Genomic DNA, 18,785 nt, shown 5'->3' with positions numbered 1-18,785 from the left:
CCGCCCGGTGAAAGGGGAACGGACGGGTGGAGACGCACCGGCGACGATGGGGCTGACCACACCCCCAGCTTCCGGATGGAGATCCCCGTGTCAGACACCGAATTCCCCGCGCCCCTCACCGACGCCCTGGCCAGCCCCCCGGACCGGTGGCTGGCGGGCCGCACGGCCGTGGTGGCTGGCGGCGGGCTGTCCGGTCCGCTGGGCAACGTGGGCTTCGCGATGGCGTGGCTGTACCACCTCGCCGGGGCCCGCGTGGCCGTCCTTGACCGCGACACGAAGGCCGGGGCCCGGACCGTGCAGGCCATCCGTGACGCCGGGGGAGAGGCGGAGGCCTTCGAGGTCGACCTGCTCGACCAGGAATCCACGCGGGCTGCAGTGGACGCCGCGCAGGAGCACTTCGGCCGACTCGACGTGGTGGCCACCACCATCGGCGGCGGTGGCGCCGTCAGCGTCTTCGAGACGAGTGAGGAGGAGTGGGACCGCACCTTCGACCTCAACCTCAAGGCCGCCTGGCGCCTGATGGTCGCCGCGAAGCCCCACCTGACACCCGGCAGCGCGATCGTCACCGTCTCCTCGGGGGCGGCGGAGGGGCGGGGGCCGGCCATGCCGTACTCCATCGCCAAGACCGGGATCGAGAAGCTCTCCGTGGGAGCCGCCGCCTCGCTGGCCCCAGACGGTGTGCGCGTCAACTGCATCCGTGTCGGCATGATCTGGGGCGCCTTCGCGGCCCGGGGCATGAGCGAGGAGCAGCGGGAGACGCGCCGGAAGAACGTGGCCCTGCAGACCGAGGGGTCCCCCTGGGACATCGCCTCGGCCGCGGTGTTCCTGTCCACGGATCAGGCCCGGTGGATCTCCGGCCAGGTGCTGGCCGTGGACGGCGGTGGTTTCGCCATGCGGAACGTCGGGGCGGCCGGCTCGAAGTAGCCGGCGGCGATTCCCTGGAACTGGGTGTTGCCTGGATCACAGATATATACCTATGCTCATAGGTAGTAAACGTTCCCGTTCACCCAGACGTCCACCAACAGCAGGAGAGTCAGCCATGCCGGACCAGAAGTCGTTGCAGCAGGCCATAGAGGCCGCGGGGAATCCCGTCGAGATGATGCGGAACTCGAAGGTGGGCGCCTACGTCTACCCCGTGGTGGCCCCCGAGTTCACCAACTGGCGGGACGAGGTCATCGCCTGGCGCGAGTCCGCCGTGATGTTCGACCAGACCCACCACATGGACAACCTGATCATCAAGGGCCCCGACGCCAAGAAGCTCGTCTCCTACACCGCGATCAACTCCTTGGAGAACTTCCCGGTCAACCGCGCCAAGCAGTACGTGCCCGTCACCCCGGCAGGCCACGTCATCGGAGACGGCATCCTGTTCCACGAGGAGCAGGACCAGTTCACCTACGTGGGCCGCGCGCCCGCCACCAACTGGCTGAAGTTCCACGCCGAGACCGGCGGCTACGACGTCGAGCTCATCGAGGACCGGCGCTCTCCCTCCCGCCCCATGGGCAAGTCCGTGAGCCGCGAGTACTGGCGCCTGCAGATCCAGGGCCCGAAGGCCTGGGACGTCATCGAGAAGGTCAACGGCGGCCCCGTGGAGCAGCTGAAGTTCTTCCACATGGACACCATGAACGTGGCCGGTACCCAGGTGCGCACCCTGCGCCACGGCATGGCCGGCGCCCCCGGACTCGAGCTGTGGGGCGACTACAAGGACTACGACAAGGTCCGCGAGGCCATCATGGAGGCCGGCGCCGAATTCGGCCTGGCCGCCGTGGGCGCCCGCGCCTACTCCTCGAACACGCTGGAGTCCGGGTGGATCCCCTCGCCGCTGCCCGCCATCTACTCGGGTGACGGCATGCTCGCCGACTACCGGGCCTGGCTCGGGGCGGACTCCTACGAGGCGAACAACGCGATCGCCGGGTCCTTCGTCTCGAACAACATCGAAGACTACTACACGACCCCCTGGGAGCTGGGCTACGGCAACTTCATCAAGTTCGACCACGACTTCATCGGCCGTGAGGCCCTGGAGCAGGTCGACGCATCCACGCAGCGCCACAAGGTGACGCTGGCCTGGGACGACGCCGACATGGCCACCATCCACGCCTCCATGTACGGCAAGGGCGAGATCGGCTACAAGTTCTTCGACCTGCCGAACGCCAACTACGGTTCCTCCAACTTTGACTCCGTGGTGGACGACTCCGGCAAGGTCGTGGGGCTGTCCATGTTCACCGGCTACTCGGCCAACGAGCGCACGGCGCTCTCGCTGGCAGTGGTGGATCCGTCCGTGCAGGTCGGGGACCGCCTCAAGGTGGTCTGGGGAGAGCCCGACGGCGGCTCCGGCAAGACCACCGTGGAACGTCACCGCCAGATCGAGGTCAACGTCACCGTCTCCCCGGTGCCGTACTCCTCCGAGGTGCGGGACAACTATGAGGGCTCCTGGCGCCGGGCCGGCCAGGTCTGAGCTGAACGTGAGGCCCTGCTGAAGGCAGCGGGGACCACCTGACGAAAGGGTGCCGGTCAGAAGACCGGCACCCTTTTGCATGTCCGGGGTGCTATGCCGCGCCGGTCAGGCGTCGTCGAGGTGGCAGTAGCGGCGGTTCTTGTACAGCAGCGGGGTCCGCCGGTCCGAGGTCGAGCTCTCGTCGATCCGCACGATGGTGAGCAGCGAGCCCTCCACCTCGAAGCGGTGGGCGACGGGGCCCCACGCCCAGGAGGGGACATCCCGGATCAGCGGGGTGCCGTCCGGCAGGGCCGTCCAGTCAAGGTCGGCGAAGCGGTCGATGCCCGAGGTCGCGAACCGCTGGGCGAGTACCTCGTGGTCCGTGTCGAGGAGGTGCACGGCCACGTTCTCCGTGATCCTCATGGCCTCCAGGCTGGAGGAGGTGGCCGAGACCGAGAACGCCAGCAGTGGGGGTTCGGCGGACAGGGAGATCACCGAGGTCGCCGTGAAGCCCAACGGCTTGGGGTCTCCGGAGGCGGTGATGACCGCGACCGGACCCGGGTGGGACCGGAAGAGGGACTTGAAGGCGTCGGGGGAGACCGGGGCGGTGAGCGGGCTGTGGTCGGCTCGGGCGTCGGCTGTCAGCGTCTTCACGGCGGGGGCACTCCTTCGATCCGGGGGTGACCGTAGATGCGGTCGTGGAATAGTAACAATAGATAGTATTCCGGACGGTCGAGAGTAGGTCAATGCCCAGGCCTCCCCGGAAGTCAGGGGATTCTTTCGGCCACCCTTGTCACGGATGGGATCAATTTCCGGGGTCCGGGGAGGGGTTTCGTCGCGGCGTCAGGGCAGGAGTTCGTCGCTGCGGCGGTTGAGCCGGTCCACCAGGGCCAGGAAGAAGGTCTTCTCGTCCGGGTTGAGGACGTCCATCACGCGGGTGATGTCCTCCAACGCCTGCGGGGCGATGTGGTCGTAGAGGTCCTGCCCCTCGCGGGTGGCGAACAGGCGGCGGCGTCTCGAGTCCCGGGGGTCGACCTTGGACGTGACGCGGCCGGTGGTCCGCAAGGTCTGCACGGATCGACTGACGCTCATGGCCGGCAGGGCGGTGGTCGTCGCGATCTCGGAGCCGCTGACGCCGGGGCGCTGGACGATCTGCACCAGGACTCGCCAGTCGGAGAGGGTGATCTCGTACTGGTTGGAAACCTGCTGCTGGAACGGCCGCTCCAGGACCTGGGCGAGCCGGTTGATCCGCCCGGCGAGGCGGAGTTCCGAGCTCATGAAGGCGGGGGGACCCTCGGTGGTGTCGGGGGGCAGGGGGCCGTCCTCCGGTACTGCCGGAACAGGGGTGTCGGACATGGTGGCTGACTCAGGCTCCCTGCTGTTCTCTGTCGTCATGGCTCGTGGCGGGGTACTCCTCGGGGGCCGCCGGCCCGGGGTCCCACTCTACCCACCGCTCCACCCGCCGAGCCTGCCGTCTCAGGCGATCCGCAGGTCCCGGGAGGAGCGGTCCTCCGCATCCGGTCCATTGAGGGCGGCCGAGATGCGCCGGGCGGTGGTCAACAGGGGTGGGATGAGCTGGTTCGCGGTGAACCGGTCCTTCGGTGCGGTGATCCCCACGGCCGCCACGGCCCGGCCGTGGGGGCCGGTGATGGGTGCCGCCAGGGCGATGACGCCGATGGCGATCTGGTCGTAGGCCACGGCCACGCCGTGCTGCCGGATCTCGGCGAGCAGCAGACGCAGTTCCTCCGGATCGGTGACGGTGTGCGGCGAGTAGGCCATCAGCGGGCGGCTCAGGGAGGCCTCCAGTTCGGCGGGGGAGGCCGCGGCGAGCAGCACGCGGCCGGTGGCGGTGGCGTGCATGGGCCACCGGCCGCCGAAGCGGCTGGTCACCGGGGCGCCGCCCGGGGTCAGCATGGACTCCAGGTAGAGGACGTCCTGCTGGATGGACACCGAGAGGTGGATGTTGGTGTTCGTGGCGTGGTGCAGGCCGTGGAGGTAGGGGTGCGCCAGCTGCTTGAGCCTCAGGCGGTGACCGGCCAGGGAGCCCAGCTCGAGGACCTTCAGGCCGATGGTGTACTCACCGTCCGGCTGGCGGTGCAGGGCGCCCCAGTCGGTGAGTTCGCCGACGAGACGGTGGGCGGTCGGCAGGGTGAGTCCGGCGCGGCGGGCGATGGAGCTGAGGGTCAGGCTGTCATGACGGTCCGTGAAGGTGTCCAGGATGGCCAGGACGCGGCCGGCGGCAGTGGGCTTCGGCGTGGATGTTGAGGTCACTCGCGACTCCTTTGAGGGTGAGGAGGATCACAACAGCTTAGCGCGGTGAAGAGCTATGTGCATAGGTATAAAACCTCGCTGACCTCACCGTTCTGGGTCGGCAACCTCAAGTGGCCCCTCGGCCGCCCAGCACGAGGCCGGCCAGGTGCTCACCCAGCAGGACGGCGGTGGCGGCCGGCCCCCGGCTGGGGACATCCGGCAGGATCGAGGTGTCCGCCACCCGCAGCCCGCGCACCCCGTGGACGCGGCCGAACTGATCCGTCACCGCACCCGGGACGCCTTCCGGCCCCATCGGGGCGGTCCCGGAGAGATGCACCGCGGTGCCCAGGTGCTCGAGCATCCACGCGTCCAGGAGATGGTCCTGGTCGAACGCCGACCGGTCCCACCCTGCCGAGTCCACCCACGGGCTGAGATGGTCCGAGGCCAGCAGGTCCACAGCGGTGCGGAGGCCCTCGCGCATCCGCTGCCGATCGACCGCGCTGTCCAGGTGTCGGTAGTGGACCCGGGGGGTCGCTTGCGGGTCCACGGGATCCAGGCAGAGGCGGCCCCGGCTGGTGGGTCCCTGGAGCGCCACGATCACCGGGAGCTCCGATCCTTCCGGAGCGCCGGCCACGACGGGGAAGGGCCGCAGCATCGGCAGGACCTCGACGGTACCCGGGCCCTCGTCCGGTCCCGCACCCGTCCAGTTCAGTGCCCAGGAGAACAGTGGATCCCGATCTCTGGGCCGCAGGGGGCGCAGGAGCGGGGCCGTCACCGTGACGTCCGGGTGGTCGGAGAAGGAGGCGCCCACGCCGGCGGAGTCCACGGTGGGGCGGATCCCGGCCGCGGTGAGGTGATCGGCCGGCCCGATCCCGGAGAGCATCAGCAGGTGCGGGGAGCGGATCGCTCCGCCCGCCAGGACCACCTCTCCGGCGCTGATGCGGTGCAGGCGGCCCCCGGCCTCGACCTCCACCCCGCTCGCCCGGCCCGCGGTGATCAGGACCCGCCGCACGGTGGCGTGGCCCCAGACCGTCAGGTTGGGGCGGTGGAGGGCCGGGAGCAGGTAGGTCAGGCCGGTGTTCATGCGCACCCCCTCCTGCACGTTCAGGGGCAGCTCCCCGTGCCCGGACAGGGCCTGCACATCGTTCAGGTCCGGCAGCGGAAGATGGCCCTCTGCCGTCGCGGCCGCCGCGAAGGCGCCCGCCAGGGGAGACGGGGCGAAGGCCCTCCGGTCGACCGGGACGGGGCCGCTGCCGCCGTGGCCGGGGGTTCCCGCGAACTGCACATCCCGCTCCAGCCGGGCCAGCACCGGCAGCACCCGCTCCGGTGCCCACTCGGGGTTGCCGGCGGCCTCCCACCGCCGCAGGTCCGTGACCCGGGGGCGGACGAAGTAGGCGCCGTTCACGGCGGTGGAGCCGCCCGCGCCCTGGCCCCGGCCGACGTCGTAGTCCCGCCCGGGCGCCACCTGGGATCGGTACCACCAGGAATGCGGGCCGGGCCCCTTGACCGTGGGCAGGGTGGTGGCGTCCAGGACGTCCGCGGGGAAGTCCTCCGGGGTGCGTGGAACGGGGCCGGCCTCCAGCACCAGGACGGTCCGCTCCGGGTCCTCGCTGATCCTGGCGGCGAACGGGGCGCCGGCCCCGCCGGCTCCCACCACGATGATGTCCGGGTGTCGCCTCATGCGAGACGCGGCCGGTGGGAGCCCGATGCGGCGGGAGGGCCCGGTTCGGACGGGGAGCCCACGGCGCGGGAGAGGGCCCGGGCGGTGGCGTGCAGGGCCGGCAGGACGTGGTGGGCGGTCACCGGCCCACCCTGCTTGAGGGTCAGGCTCAGGGCCGCCATCGGCCGGTCCAGAGGACCGCGCACCGGGACGCCGACCGCGAAGGCCCCCAGGGTGATGGCCTCGTGGAGCTCGGACATCCCGGTCCGACGCACCTCGGCCAGCAGCCGGCGCAAGACCAGCGGATCCGTGACGGTGCGCTCCGTGAACCGCTGCAGGGGAGAGGCCAGGACCTCGTCCACCACCCCGGGGGGAGCGAACGCCAGCAGCACCATGCCGGTGGCGGTGGCGTGTAGGGGCCAGCGCCCTCCGAGCCGGCTCAGCACGGGTGCCCCGGACCGGCGCTGCAGGGATTCCAGGTACACCACGTCATGGCCGTCCCGGACGGACAGGTGCACATTGGCGTCGACCGCGGACTGCAGGTCGGCCAGATAGGCGGGGGCCACGTCGCGCAGCTGCAGCATCTGCGGCTCCAGGGTGCCCAATTCCAGGACGCGCAGACCCACCGTGTACCGCCCGTCCGGCAGCCGCTCCAGCGCGCCCCAGCCGTGGAGCTCACCCACCAGCCGGTGGGTGGTGCTCAGGGTGAGACCGGCCCGCCGCCCGATCTCACTCAGCGTCAGCTCGAGGTGGTCCTCGTCGAAGACGTCCAGCACGGACAGGACGCGGCCGGCGGCCGTGCGCTGCCCCGTGGTCGCCGTCAGGTCGGCCGGGAACCGCGAGGCAGGAACCATGTCCTCGACCATCGGCACTCCTCTGTCGGATCGGTCGGATCTGTCGGTGTGGCTGGGAACGGCGGGGCCGGACCCGGGATCTCCATCGTGGAAGGATACGCCGCCCGGGACGGCGGAGTTCCACCTCATGGAAGGCCGAGAGGCCGGAACAGTGGCCTTCCGCCCGGGGGAATGAGCAGCCAGCGCGTGCGTCCGGGTGCCTAGGTTCTTCTATGGATCCATTGACCGTACCCAGCAGGAGGAAGACCCACCATGACCGAGCGCAGCGCCATCAGCACAGCAGGGCCGGGCCCGTTGGCCGGCCAGGTGGCCGTGGTCAGCGGATGCGGCAAGCCCGACGGCATGGGCCAGGGGATCGCCCGGGCGCTGGCCGCGCGCGGTGCCTGCCTGGTGGTCACGGACCGGGAGACGCACGGGGTGGCCAACGACCGGCAGCGGGCCCTCGGGCAGGTGCCGCCCAGCGGCCTGGAGGAGTTCGCCGAGGACCTCCGCCGGGAGGGAGCCGACGCGGTCGCCGTGTTGTGCGACATCTCCCACCGCCCGGACGTGGCCCGCGTCATGGCCACCGTGCGGGAACGCTTCGGCCGGCTGGACATCCTGGTCAACAACGCCGCCGCCCCCCAGGGAGCCGACCGGCGGGACGTCGAGGAGGTCCCGGACGAGGCCTTCGACCTGTTGATCGACGTCAACGTGCGCGGCACCTATGCGATGTGCCGCGCGGCCGTGCCCCTGATGCGGGACTCCCGGTACGGGCGGATCGTCAACATCTCCTCCATGGCCGGGCTGACCGCCGCACCGTTCTCGGTGGCGTACTCGGCGTCCAAGGCCGCGGTGATCGGCCTGACCCGGGCCCTCGCCATGGACGTGGGGCCCTGGGGCATCACCGTCAACGCCGTGTGCCCGGGACTGGTGGCCACCAGTCGGGCCATCCTGGACCCCTCCGCGGACCTGGACGTGGACGAGACGCTGGCGCAGCGCGGCCGGAACATCCCGGTGGGCCGGGTCGGACGGCCCACGGACATCGCCGCGCTCGTGGCGTACCTGGCCTCCGAGGAGGCCGGCTACGTCACGGGACAGGCGATCCCCATCGACGGCGGCGGGCTGAGCGCCTTCCCGCTGCGTCAGCCGCCGGCCCGGGACTGAGCCGGGGAGAAGACCGGCGACGACGGCCGGTTGGCCGGGTCGTAGACGTCAGCGGAGAGCAGGAAGGGGATCGCGTCCCGGCGCTCCTCGTTGATCGGCTCCTCGGGGAAGGAGTCCTCGATGGCCCGGTGCCGCTGCACCACCCCGTCCTTGAACTCCGGGTGGGTCAGGATGAACAGGTCCCCGCGCCGCACCCCCTCCAGGACGCGCTCGCCGGCCTCCTCAGCGCTCATATAGGGCTGGGTGCGTTGGAACGCGGTGGCCTCCGGCCCCGGGGCCGTATAGCCCGAGGCCCCGTACTCCCGGGGGCGTCTGGCCACCGAGGAGGCGATGTTCGAATGGGTGGGGCCGGGGCAGTACGCCGAGACCCCGATGTCCTCCTGAAGCAACTCGATGTGCAGCGCCTCGGACAGGGCGATCACGGCGGCCTTGGACATCGAGTACAGCCCGGCGACCACCGGCATCAGCCCCGCCATGGACGAGGTGTTGACGATGTGTCCGCCCGCCCCGTTCCGCCGCAGGGCCGGCAGGAAGGCCTGGATGCCGTGCGCCACGCCCTTGATGTTGACGTCGATCACCCAGTTCCAGTCCGCATCGCTGGCCGCGGCCACGGGTCCGGTCAGGCCGATCCCGGCGTTGTTCACGAGCAGGTCCACCCGTCCCTGCTCCGCCTCGATCAGGGCGGCGGCCTCCCGCATGGCCGCCAGGTCGGTCACGTCCACCTTCACGGTGGCGACCTCGAGGCCTCGTGCGGCGAACTCCTCCTGGGTCTCAGCCAGGTGGTCCTCACTGCGGCCGGTGGCGTAGACGGTCATGCCCGCGCGGGCGCAGGCCAGGGCGATGCCCCGGCCGATGCCGCTGCTGCCGCCGGTGACGACGGCGACGCGTCCGGTCAGATCCCTCATGGTCGGTTCCTCTCGGTATCGGTATCGGTATCGGTAGAGGTGGCGGTGGCGGAGAACGAGTCCACGGTGAAGGCCAGTGAGGGTGGGCTCATCCGGGGACCGCCTCGTCGTAGTCCGCCGCGGTGCGAGCCCGGACGTCCTCCGGGGTGACGCCGGGGGCGCACTCGACCAGGGTGAGCCTCCCCTCGAGGAGGTGGAAGACCGCCAGGTCCGTGTAGACCCGGGTCACCACGCCGCGGCCGGTCAGCGGGAAGGTGCACTCGGGCACCAGCTTGGGCCGGCCCTGGCGGTCCACGTGCTCCATGCAGACCCACACCTGCGGGGTGCCGGAGACCAGGTCCATGGCCCCGCCGACGGCCGGGTTGCGGCCGGGCACGTACCAGTTGGCCAGGTCCCCGGTGGCCGAGACCTGGAGCGCGCCGAGGATGGTCACGTCCAGGTGCCCACCGCGGATGATGGCGAAGGACAGCGCGGAGTCCACGATCGCGCCGCCGGGCAGGATGCTGGTGGGGATCTTGCCGGCGTTCGTCAGGTCGGGGTCCTCCGTGCCGGGCGCTGGGGCGGGGCCCAGGCCGAGGATGCCGTTCTCCGAGTGGAGGAAGACCTCCAGCCCGTCGGGGATGTGCTGGGGCACCGCCAGGGGGATGCCCACCCCGAGGTTGACGGTGTACCCGTCCACGAGGTCGGCGGCGAGGCGCTGGGCGATCTCGTCCCGGCTGCGCCCGGCGAGCCGTGGGAGTGCGGTGTCGGTCATGGACATGGTCAGCCCTTCGTCAGAGTGGCCGCCCGCCGTGGCAGGTCGGCCGGGATGGGTGCGGCGGTCATCACCACGTGGTCCACGAAGACCCCGGGCAGGTGGATGTCGTCCGGATCCAGGTCCCCCGCCTGGACCAGCCGCTCGACCTCCACGAAGGTGGTGCGGCCGGACATCGCGGCCAGGGGGTTGAAGTTCCTCGCGGAGAGGTGGAACCGGAGGTTGCCCTTCGGATCGGCCTGCTGCGCCTTGACGAGGCCGAAGTCTGCGGTGATGCCGTACTCGAGGACGTGGGGGCGCCCGCCGAAGTCCCGCTCCTCCTTGGCGGGCAGCAACCGGTCCGGGGCCCCGGAGGAGTACGACGCCGGAAAGGTGCCGTCCGCGAGCATCGTCCCGCTTCCCGAGGGGGTGAAGAAGGCGGCGATGCCGGCTCCGCCGGCCCTCATGCGCTCCGCCAGGGTGCCCTGCGGGATCAGCTCGAGCTCCACGCGGCCGGCGAAGTACTCCTCGTAGAACTCGGGCAGCACGGGGAAGGACGCGGTGAGGCGCCGGACCCGGCCCTCCATGACCAGGCGGCCGATGCCGGTGAAGTCGTCCCCCACGTTGTTGACGTAGAGGTGAAGGTCCGTCTTGCCGAGGTCGGAGAGGGCGTTGAGCAGGGCGTCCGGACGGCCGGAGCTGCCGAAGCCGCCCACGGCGATCGAGGCGCCGTCCCAGACGGCGTCCAGGTCCTCCAGGAGGTCGGTGCGGAACTTGTTCATCACGGGCGTCCTCGATCTCTGCTGTCTGCTGACGGCTCATGGCGGTGTGGTCACCCGTAGTCAATCCCGGGGCGGCGGGGGCGTCTTGCGGGCTTCCGCACCGTAGAAGACCAAGGGGTGACGGACGTCACTGCCTGCGGGCAGTGTCCCCTGTCACGCCGACTTCTTCCATGCCATGGAAGGTCGATGGCAGCCGTGCGGCGGACCGAGCACGGTGGACTCAGCAACATCCACCCGACACCGGTGCCTGTTCCACGGCGCCACCTGCCAGAAAGGGGTCTGTCATGAGCATGAAGACTCAAGCGGTCGTCTGCCGTGAGCCCGGACAGCCTTGGGAAGTCACCGAGCTCGACCTGGACGAGCCGAAGGCCAACGAGGTCCGCATCAAGATGATGGCCGCCGGCATGTGCCATTCCGACGACCACATCCAGAAGGGCGACGCCCCCATGCGGATGCCCGTGGTCGGCGGGCACGAGGGGGCCGGCATCATCGACGCGGTGGGGGAGGGCGTGACCCGCGTCAAGGTCGGCGACCACGTGGTGTGCTCCTTCATCCCCGCCTGTGGCTCCTGCCGCTACTGCTCCACCGGTCAGCAGAACCTGTGTGACTCCGGCAAGAACGCCGCCACCGGCGAGTTCCCGGACGGGACCTTCCGGTTCCACCAGGACGGCGTGGACTTCGGCGGACTCTGCGTGCTGGGGACCTTCTCCCAGTACACGGTGGTCTCCGAGTACTCCGTGATCCCGATCCCCGAGGACCTGCCCTTCGACGTGGCCTGCCTGGTCGGCTGCGGGGTGCCCACCGGCTGGGGCTCGGCGGTGCACGCCGCCGGCGTCGAGGTGGGGCAGACCGCGGTGATCTTCGGGGCCGGCGGAGTCGGCATGAACGCCGTGCAGGGCGCCGCCCTGGCCGGCGCCACCCGCGTGGTGGTGGTGGACCCGGTGCAGTTCAAGCGGGACAAGGCCTTGGAGTTCGGCGCCACCCACGTCTTCGCCACGGCGCAGGAGGCCACGGACTTCGTCATCGAGGCCACCTGGGGTGAGCTGGCCGACCACGCCATCATCACGGTCGGCACCCTGCATGACGAGGTCATCCACGACGCCATCAGCATCGTCGGAAAGTCCGGACAGGTCACCATCACCGCGGTCGGCAACGGCACCATCCGGGAGCACCCGGGCATGCTGATCGGCTACCAGCGCCGCATCCAGGGCGCCATCTTCGGTGCCTGCAACCCCCTGCACGACGTCCCCCGGCTGGTCGGCATGTACCAGGCCGGCAAGCTCAAGCTGGACGAGCTGATCACCAACCGGTACTCCATGGCGGACGTCAACCAGGGCTACCAGGACATGCTCGACGGCAAGAACATCCGCGGCATCGTCACCATCGAGCACTGAGCCAGGCCACGCCACCACCTCACGGAAGAGAACACCATGACTGCAGTGATCGACCCCCAGGCCACCCTGGACACGCCCCTGCTGGCGGAGAACGTCCAGCTGATCGGCGGCGAGTGGGTCCCCGCCGCCTCCGGCGAGACCCTCGAGGTCATCAACCCCGCCAACCGCGAACTCCTCAGCCGCATCCCCCGGGGCGGCGCCGCCGATGTGGACGCCGCCGTGCAGGCCGCCGAGAAGGCCCTGCCCGGCTGGCGGGACACGAACGCCACGGCCCGCGCCGGACTGCTGTTCCGCTGGGCCGCCCTCGTGGAGGAGCACGCCCAGGTCCTGGACCAGCTGGAGTCCAGGGACGTCGGCCGCCCGCACTGGGGCCCCTCTCCGCTGGCCGGGATGATCCGGTTCATCGCCGGCCAGACGGACAAGGTCCACGGACTGTCCCTGCCGACGTACTCACCGGACGTCCTGGGCTTCACCCTGCGTGAGCCCTACGGCGTGGTCGGCGCCATCATCCCGTGGAACGCCCCCGGACCGATGTTCACGAACGAGGTGGCCGCGGCCATCGCCGCCGGGAACACGATCGTCATCAAGCCGGCCGAGGACGCCCCGCTGGCACCCCTGGCGATCGCCCGGTTGGCCATGGACGCCGGGATCCCGGCCGGCGTGGTCAACGTGGTCACCGGCCTCGGGGCCGAGGCCGGTGCCGCGATCCCGAGCCACCCGGGCATCCGGCGGATCGGCTTCACGGGCTCCCCGGCCACCGGCTCCACCGTGATGGAGGCCTGTGCCCGGAACCTCATCCCGCTGCACCTGGAGCTCGGCGGCAAGTCGCCGCAGGTGATCTTCCCCGATGCGGACCTCGCCACGGCCGCCCAGGCCATCGCCACCGGAATCACCCTGAACACCGGGCAGATCTGCGCGGCCGGCTCCCGCGTGGTGGTCCACCGCAGCGTCCACCAGGAGGTGGTGGAACGCCTGGCCGCCGCCATGCAGAAGGTCACCGTGGGTCCCTGGCACCAGCAGGTGAACATGGGCCCGCTGATCAACGGCAAGCAGCACGAGCGGGTGATGGGGTACATCGAGGCCGGGCGCACCGGCGGCGCGGACCTGGTCCTCGGTGGGGACACCCCCTCGGGTGGCGACTACGGGGACGGGTTCTTCGTGAACCCGACCCTCTTCGACAACGTCTCCCCGGACATGAGGATCGCCCAGGAGGAGATCTTCGGTCCCGTGCTCTCGGTCATCCCGGTGGACGACGAGCAGGAGGCCGTCGCGGTCGCCAACGGCGTGGACTACGGACTCGTCGCCTCCGTCTGGACGGAGGACGTGGGCACCGCGGTGCGGATGTCCCGTGCCCTGCAGGCCGGTCAGGTCGGCGTGAACAACGCCCTGGGCGCCGGCGTCATCGGCGGCCCCTTCGGCGGCTACAAGTCCAGCGGCTTCGGACGGACCATGGGAGCCGACTCCGTCCTGAACTGGACGCAGACCAAGACCGTCTCGATGCGCGGCGCCACGCGCCCGGGCCACTGAACCGAAAGGCAGACCAGCACCATGACCATCACCACCCCCTCCGCGACCACCGAGGGCGCCGTCCAGACCCTCACCACCCGGGCGGCCATCGCCCGGGGCCCCCATGAGGGCTGGCAGCTCACCGACCTGACGGTGGACCCGCCCAAGGACCACGAGGTCCGCGTCAAGCTCCACGCCGCCGGACTGTGCCACTCGGACCACCACATCACCGCCGGGGACGCCCCGGTCCGGTTCCCCATCGTCGGCGGCCACGAGGGCGCCGGCGTGGTGGAGTCGGTGGGCCCGAGCGTCACCCGGGTCAAGCCCGGCGACCGGGTGGTCTGCGCCTACATCCCGGCCTGCGGCTACTGCCGCCCCTGCTCCACCGGGCACCAGAACATGTGCGTCAAGGGCCTGAACGCCGGCACCGGTATGTTCCTGGACGACACCTTCCGGTTCCACGACGAGACGGGGGAGGACGTGGGCGGCTTCTGCACCCTGGGCACCTTCTCCCAGTACACCGTGGTCTCCGAGTACGCGGCCATCCCGCTGCCGGACGACATCCCGTTCGAGCTCGGCTCCCTCGTGGGCTGCGGCGTCCCCACCGGCTGGGGCTCCGCCGTCTACGCCGCCGAGGTCCGGGCCGGGGACACCGTGGTGATCTTCGGCGCCGGGGGAGTGGGATCCAACGCCGTCCAGGGCGCCCGCTACGCCGGGGCCAAGAACGTGGTGGTCGTTGACCCCGTGGCCTTCAAGCGGGACTCGGCGCTCGAGCTGTTCGGCGCCACCCAAGCCTTCGCCACGGCCAAGGAGGCCCACGACTTCGTGGTCGAGACCACGTGGGGACAGCTGGCGGACAAGGTCATCATCACCGCCGACGTGGTCACCCAGGAGATGGCCAACGCCGGCATCGCGATGGTCGGCAAGGGCGGCAAGCTCACCATCACCTCCGTGGGGCACCTCAACGAGCAGGCCGTGACCATCCACGCCGGCATGCTGATCAGCTACCAGCGGCAGATCCGGGGCGCGCTCTTCGGGGACTGCAACCCCCTGTACGACATCCCGAAGCTGCTCGGGCTGTACCGCTCCGGGGACCTCAAGCTGGAGGAGCTGATCACCCGCAAGTACACCCTGGACGAGGTGAACACGGCCTATGAGGACCTGCTCGCCGGCCGCAACATCCGCGGCATCATCGTCCACGAGCACTGAGACCCGAGAACTGAGAATGAGGAATCCGTCATGACGCAGATGATCCTGGACCCCACCGGCCGGGGACCACAGGCCAAGGAGGCCGCCGTGCTCGCCGGACGGCCGGCGTCGTTGTCCGGGGCCCGGATCGGGTTGCTGGACAACACCAAGCACAACGCCCTGCTGTTCCTGCAGGCCGTGGGCGAGCTGCTCGTGGCCGAGCACGGCGCGGCGTCCGTGGGGATCGTGGAGACGAAGCAGAACTTCTCGATCCCCGTGGGCGAGGAGATCATCTCCCGGTACCGGCAGGCCAGCGACGTGGTGGTCACCGGCGTGGGGGACTGCGGCTCGTGCAGCGCGGCCGCCGTGGCGGACGGCATCAACTTCGAACGCGCCGGGTTGCCGGCCGCCGTGGTGCTCACGGACGCCTTCGACGTCACCGGGAGGACCATGGCCGGGGTGCAGGGTGCCCCGGACTACGAGTGGATCCGCACCCAGCACCCGATGGCGGTGCTCACCGAGGACGAGGTCCGGGCCCGGGCCCGGAAGCTGCTGCCGCAGATCGTGGCCACGCTGGCGGGGACCGGCGCATGACCGCGGCGGAGGTGGAGGCGGGCGCGCAGACGCTGGACCCGACGGCGGCCCAGCAGGCGATCGAGTACGCCTACGAGCAGGGCTGGACCGACGGGCTGCCCGTGGTGCCCGCCACCCAGGACCTCGTGGACCGGTTCCTGGCCGCCGGGGGCCGTCCGGCGGACGAGGTCCTCAGCCACCTGGAGCAGGTGGACCGCACGGTGACCGTCGAGCTGCTGGCCATCAACGCGGCCATGGCCGGCTGCCGGCCCGAGTACTTCCCGGTGGTGCTCGCCGCCTGGGCGGCCCTCGCCGCCGAGCGGACCACCGCCGGTGGCGGCTGGCAGTCCACCTCCGGCCCGGCCCCGCTGATCATCGTCAACGGGCCGATCCGGCAGGAACTGGGCTTCAACAGCACCGGAGGGGTGTTCGGGCCGGGGTTCCGGGCGAACGCCACCGTGGCCCGGGCCATCGGGCTCACCGTCCGCAACGCCTACGGGATCCGGCCCCACGAGCTGGAACAGGCCACCCAGGGCCTACCCGGGCGCTGGTCCATCTGTCTGGCCGAGAACGAGGACGAGAGCCCCTGGGCGCCCCTTGCCGAGGACCTGGGGGTCAGTGGGAACGCCGTGACCTCCACCCTGTTGCGCACCAGCGAGTTCGTGGACAACCGGCACACCGCCGACCCGGAACAGCTGCTCGCCGACTTCGCCGACACCATCGGCCGGTCCGGCCCCTGGATCTTCAAGAACGCCATGGCCGGGGTGGTGCTCTGCCCCGAGCACGCCAACCTGCTGGCCCGGAACGGGTTCTCCCGGGCGGACGTGGCGGCCTGGCTGGCCGAGCACTCCGGACGGACCACCGGCCAGCTGGCCGCGGTGGGCAAGGACCACTCCGACGAGGGCGTGCGGTTCCCCGGGGGCAACGCGGACCCCGAGCACTTCCAACGCACCATCGCCGACCCAGCCTCCATGATCGTGGCGGTGGCCGGCTCCCGCAACGCGGGGATCTCCATGGTGGTGCGCTACTTCGCCGACTGGTCCGGACAGCCCGTGGCCATCACCACGGAAGGACCATGAATGACCACCACGACAGCCACTGAGACCGTGACCACGACCCCCGCGGGGACCCTCCGTCTGCACGAGAACCTCCCCGACACCGTCCGGGCGGCCGTCCAGACCGGCCCCCGGACCATGGAGGTCCGTCAGTTCCCGCGGCCCGTGATCGGTCCGGACGACGGCCTGCTGCGGGTGGAGGCCAACGGCATCTGCGGCTCGGACGTGGAGATCTACCGCGGCCACCTGCACGGCAGGGCGGCCGCCCCCTTCATCCCCGGCCACGAGCCCCTGGGCATCATCGAGGAGATCGGGGAGCGCGCCGCCGAGCGCTGGGGCGTCACGGTGGGGGACCGCGTGGCGCTCGAGGTGATCGTGCCCTGCCGCTCCTGCGCCGACTGCCTCGTGGGCCGCTACCAGGCCTGCCGCAACAAGCAGAACGGCCACGGGGTCACCCCGCTGGAGACGGCCCCGGCCCTCTACGGCGGATTCGCGGAATACCTGTACCTGGCGCCGAACGCGGTGATGCACAGGATCGACGCCTCGCTGCCGATCGACATCGCCGCCATGTACAACCCCCTGGGCGCCGGCGTGCGGTGGGCCGTGGACCTGGGCGAGGTCGGGCTGGGGGACACCATCGTCATCCTCGGCGCCGGACAGCGCGGCCTGGCCGCGGTGATGGCGGCGAAGGCCGCCGGCGCCCGCACCATCATCATCACCGGACTGGAGGCGGACCGGCACAAGCTGGCCATCGCGGAGGAGCTCGGCGCCGACCACACGGTGGTGGTGGACGGCCCCGAGGGTCGGGACATCGTGGAGGCGGTCACGGAGATCACCGGTGGCCGGATGGCGGACGTCTCGCTGGACCTGACCCCCATGGCCGCCGGCCCCGTCACGGACGCCCTGACCGTGGTCCGCCACGGCGGCCGGGTGGTGCTGGCCGGCCTCAAGGGCGGCCGGGAGATCCCGGTGCCAACGGACCTGCTGATTAACCGCGGCCTCACCGTCCGCGGGGCCTTCGGCGTGGACGCGGCCGCCAACGAGAAGGCCATCGCCCTGCTCGAATCCGGGCGCTTCCCGCTGGAGAGACTCCACACCCACACCTTCGGGCTGGACCAGGTGGCCGAGGCCATCGAGACCCTGGCCGGCGAGCGGGAGGACCGCAGCGCCATCCACATCACCGTCCAGCCCCACCTCACCCGTTAAGGACTCGCATGCTCATCGATGCCCATGCCCACCTGCTCCCCGGCCACTACCCGGAACACGGCCCCGAATGCTTCCCCTCCATGGAGGCGGTGGCCGGTTCCACGGACCGGACGCTCGTCTTCGGCGAGATGCGGTTCCGGGCCAAGGACGTCTTCTTCACGGCCGAACGGCGGATCGAGGCCCAGGACGCCTCTGGCGTGGACCTGGAGGTGATCAGCCCCATGCCGCCGCTGCTGAAGTACGACCTGGACCCGGCCGACGGGCTCGCCCTGGCACAGCACGTCAACGACGTCACGGCCGAGCTCTGTAGCCACGCCCCGGACCGGTTCGCCGGCCTGGGCATGGTGCCCATGCAGGACCCGGAGGCCGCCACCGCCGAACTGGCGGCCATCCGGGAACGGGGCCTGGCCGGCGTCGAGATCGCCTCCAACATCCTGGGCGACTCCATCGGCCACGAGCGGTTCCTCGGCTTCTTCCAGGAGGCCGAGCGCCTGGGCCTGTCCGTGTTCGTCCACGCCATGCCCTCGCCCATGTCCCGGTTGCCGGCCTCCGCCATGGGCACCTACGTGGTGGGGGTGGAGGGCATGTTCGCCGCCGCCTCCATGGTGCTGGGCGGCACGGCTGCCGCCTGTCCGGACCTGCGCCTGTCCTTCTCCCACGCCGCCGGCGGCTTCGCCATGATGCTGCCGCGCGCCAACTACTTCTGGGGCGGGGCCTGGAACGAGGGTCCGGTGGACCTGGAGCGGGCGGTGATGCCCGACGACGGCCCCTCGCCGCTGGAGATCGCGCGGCGGTTCTACTACGACTCGATGGTCTTCGACCATCGCACCATCCGTTACCTCATCGACCTGCTCGGTGCGGACCGGCTGCTGGTGGGCTCCGACTTCCCCGCCATGCTGCGCGAGGACCCGGTGGCGAAGACCCTGAAGGAGATGGACCTGCCCGAGGACCAGTGGGCCGATATCAGCTCGCGCAACGCCCTGCGGTGGTTGGGCCGGGACTGACTTTCACCCGGTGGAACTCCCGTGGGCGGGGCCCGTGGGCTCGGTCAGACTGCTCATTGACCGGATGTGTTGAACCGCTGGAACTGTCCCCTTGAGGAGGC

At 70.8% G+C, this 18,785-nt stretch carries 18 protein-coding genes; 10 read left to right on the top strand and 8 right to left on the bottom strand.

The features are described 5' to 3' along the window. Positions 1–87 precede the first annotated feature (87 nt). Together AB0K08_RS06365 and AB0K08_RS06360 are read left to right on the top strand one after the other, a co-directional pair. On the top strand, positions 88–924 hold the full coding sequence (locus AB0K08_RS06365) for an SDR family oxidoreductase (protein WP_363352689.1): 837 nt from the start codon (positions 88–90) through the stop codon (positions 922–924). A 115-nt stretch (positions 925–1,039) separates the two neighbouring features. Beyond that, positions 1,040–2,452 (top strand): aminomethyl transferase family protein, encoded by a 1,413-nt coding sequence (locus AB0K08_RS06360; RefSeq protein WP_363352688.1) that lies wholly within the window; start codon positions 1,040–1,042, stop codon positions 2,450–2,452. A 105-nt stretch (positions 2,453–2,557) separates the two neighbouring features. Here AB0K08_RS06360 and AB0K08_RS06355 read toward each other — a convergent pair whose 3' ends face one another. From AB0K08_RS06355 to AB0K08_RS06335, 5 genes are all read right to left on the bottom strand, one after another. Then, positions 2,558–3,085 (bottom strand): flavin reductase family protein, encoded by a 528-nt coding sequence (locus AB0K08_RS06355; protein ID WP_363352687.1) that lies wholly within the window; start codon positions 3,083–3,085, stop codon positions 2,558–2,560. Positions 3,086–3,274: 189 nt separating this feature from the next. Then, entirely contained in the window at positions 3,275–3,787 is a 513-nt protein-coding gene (locus AB0K08_RS06350) for a MarR family winged helix-turn-helix transcriptional regulator (RefSeq protein WP_363352686.1), read from the bottom strand. A gap of 120 nt (positions 3,788–3,907) precedes the next feature. After that, positions 3,908–4,702: an IclR family transcriptional regulator gene (locus AB0K08_RS06345; RefSeq protein ID WP_363352685.1), complete on the bottom strand. Its 795-nt coding sequence runs from the start codon at positions 4,700–4,702 to the stop codon at positions 3,908–3,910. 106 nt (positions 4,703–4,808) lie between these two features. Beyond that, positions 4,809–6,362: a mycofactocin system GMC family oxidoreductase MftG gene (mftG, locus tag AB0K08_RS06340; protein WP_363352684.1), complete on the bottom strand. Its 1,554-nt coding sequence runs from the start codon at positions 6,360–6,362 to the stop codon at positions 4,809–4,811. Then, a complete protein-coding gene (locus tag AB0K08_RS06335; protein ID WP_363352683.1) occupies positions 6,359–7,207 on the bottom strand; it encodes an IclR family transcriptional regulator in 849 nt (282 codons plus the stop codon). Before AB0K08_RS06335 ends, mftG begins: the two co-directional genes overlap by 4 nt. A gap of 240 nt (positions 7,208–7,447) precedes the next feature. Here AB0K08_RS06335 and AB0K08_RS06330 point away from each other — a divergent pair, with 240 nt between their 5' ends. Beyond that, positions 7,448–8,338, top strand: coding sequence for an SDR family NAD(P)-dependent oxidoreductase (locus AB0K08_RS06330; RefSeq protein ID WP_363352682.1), 891 nt, complete (start codon positions 7,448–7,450; stop codon positions 8,336–8,338). Here the strand turns inward: AB0K08_RS06330 and AB0K08_RS06325 are convergent. The 3 genes from AB0K08_RS06325 to AB0K08_RS06315 all read right to left on the bottom strand — a co-directional run bounded on the left by AB0K08_RS06325 (position 8,317) and on the right by AB0K08_RS06315 (position 10,758). Further along, positions 8,317–9,243, bottom strand: a complete 927-nt coding sequence (locus tag AB0K08_RS06325) for an SDR family NAD(P)-dependent oxidoreductase (protein ID WP_363352681.1) — start codon at positions 9,241–9,243, stop codon at positions 8,317–8,319. The genes AB0K08_RS06330 and AB0K08_RS06325 overlap by 22 nt on opposite strands. A gap of 88 nt (positions 9,244–9,331) precedes the next feature. Continuing rightward, positions 9,332–9,997 (bottom strand): 3-oxoacid CoA-transferase subunit B, encoded by a 666-nt coding sequence (locus tag AB0K08_RS06320; protein ID WP_363352680.1) that lies wholly within the window; start codon positions 9,995–9,997, stop codon positions 9,332–9,334. 8 nt (positions 9,998–10,005) lie between these two features. Beyond that, on the bottom strand, positions 10,006–10,758 hold the full coding sequence (locus AB0K08_RS06315) for a 3-oxoacid CoA-transferase subunit A (protein WP_363352679.1): 753 nt from the start codon (positions 10,756–10,758) through the stop codon (positions 10,006–10,008). A gap of 284 nt (positions 10,759–11,042) precedes the next feature. On the opposite strand from AB0K08_RS06315, the gene AB0K08_RS06310 reads away from it, so the two are divergent. Genes AB0K08_RS06310 through AB0K08_RS06280 form a run of 7 tightly spaced genes read left to right on the top strand, consistent with a single transcriptional unit; the run spans position 11,043 to position 18,684 of the window. Next, positions 11,043–12,152, top strand: coding sequence for an NDMA-dependent alcohol dehydrogenase (locus AB0K08_RS06310; protein ID WP_363352678.1), 1,110 nt, complete (start codon positions 11,043–11,045; stop codon positions 12,150–12,152). Between the two features lie 36 nt (positions 12,153–12,188). Further along, positions 12,189–13,679, top strand: coding sequence for an aldehyde dehydrogenase family protein (locus tag AB0K08_RS06305; RefSeq protein WP_363352677.1), 1,491 nt, complete (start codon positions 12,189–12,191; stop codon positions 13,677–13,679). A 21-nt stretch (positions 13,680–13,700) separates the two neighbouring features. Further along, the gene (locus tag AB0K08_RS06300; RefSeq protein WP_363352676.1) at positions 13,701–14,867 is read left to right on the top strand and encodes an NDMA-dependent alcohol dehydrogenase; all 1,167 of its coding nucleotides are present in this window, start codon (positions 13,701–13,703) and stop codon (positions 14,865–14,867) included. 30 nt (positions 14,868–14,897) lie between these two features. Next, a complete protein-coding gene (locus tag AB0K08_RS06295; protein WP_363352675.1) occupies positions 14,898–15,440 on the top strand; it encodes a UGSC family (seleno)protein in 543 nt (180 codons plus the stop codon). Further along, positions 15,437–16,498, top strand: a complete 1,062-nt coding sequence (locus tag AB0K08_RS06290; protein ID WP_363352674.1) for a hypothetical protein — start codon at positions 15,437–15,439, stop codon at positions 16,496–16,498. The genes AB0K08_RS06295 and AB0K08_RS06290 overlap by 4 nt, the downstream gene beginning before the upstream one ends. Then, positions 16,499–17,680: an alcohol dehydrogenase catalytic domain-containing protein gene (locus AB0K08_RS06285; protein ID WP_363352673.1), complete on the top strand. Its 1,182-nt coding sequence runs from the start codon at positions 16,499–16,501 to the stop codon at positions 17,678–17,680. Between the two features lie 8 nt (positions 17,681–17,688). Beyond that, a complete protein-coding gene (locus AB0K08_RS06280) occupies positions 17,689–18,684 on the top strand; it encodes an amidohydrolase family protein (protein WP_363352672.1) in 996 nt (331 codons plus the stop codon). Positions 18,685–18,785 lie beyond the last annotated feature (101 nt).

The organism is Citricoccus sp. NPDC055426, assembly GCF_040677445.1.
In the GTDB taxonomy this organism is placed as follows: Bacteria; Actinomycetota; Actinomycetes; order Actinomycetales; family Micrococcaceae; genus Citricoccus.
The sequence above is the reverse complement of the archived record's forward strand: the minus strand, read 5'-3'. Positions and strand labels throughout refer to the sequence as shown.